We start from the raw sequence: 621 nt of genomic DNA, 5'->3' as shown, positions 1-621 counted from the left end.
GTTAGCTCAAGGAGGAACAATGAAACTTGTACTATTTTTAATTACACTTTTTTTTACACCACTCATATTCGGAAACGAAATAGAAATCCCAAACTCGAGTATCTCTTTTTCGGCTCCTAAAGGATTTCAGCCCTTCTCTAAGGAAGTTATCGAGGCTAAATGGCCAGCAAGACGAGCGCCTGAGTGGGTAATTGGTAGCGAATCTACTTCAACAAGTATCGCATTTGGGCTCCGACCAAACGATATTTCAAACACGCCTCTTAAGAAGTTAAAAGACTATCTTAAGCAGACAATGAGTAGGATCGGTCCAGGAGTGGTTTGGTTACGAGCAGAAGTGATAAGTATAAATGGAAAAGACTGGGTTTATTTAGAATTTACTTCCAATGCTATAAATGCAGACATCCACAATATTATATTAGCCTCAAGCCACCGTGATAAAATGGCAATGTTTAACTTTAACTCTACAAAAGATGAATTCTCAAAATACGAAGATGCTTTAAAAGAAAGTATAGAGAGTATCACTTATCAAGATTGAGCTAACAAAACGCTGTTGGCACTCCCTTCGGTCGCTGGGACGCTAACACGTGGGCTGACTCACTTCGTTCGGATTTTAGCCCACGT

General features: G+C 39.8%; 1 protein-coding gene. It reads left to right on the top strand.

Annotated elements, in window-relative coordinates:
- The coding region (locus tag GTQ48_RS17480) for a hypothetical protein (protein ID WP_203565300.1) at positions 1–535 on the top strand (535 nt) is incomplete at its 5' end.
- Positions 536–621: the final 86 nt, after the last annotated feature.

This window comes from Alteromonas genovensis (genome assembly GCF_010500895.1).
GTDB lineage: Bacteria > Pseudomonadota > Gammaproteobacteria > Enterobacterales > Alteromonadaceae > Alteromonas > Alteromonas genovensis.
The sequence above is the reverse complement of the archived record's forward strand: the minus strand, read 5'-3'. Positions and strand labels throughout refer to the sequence as shown.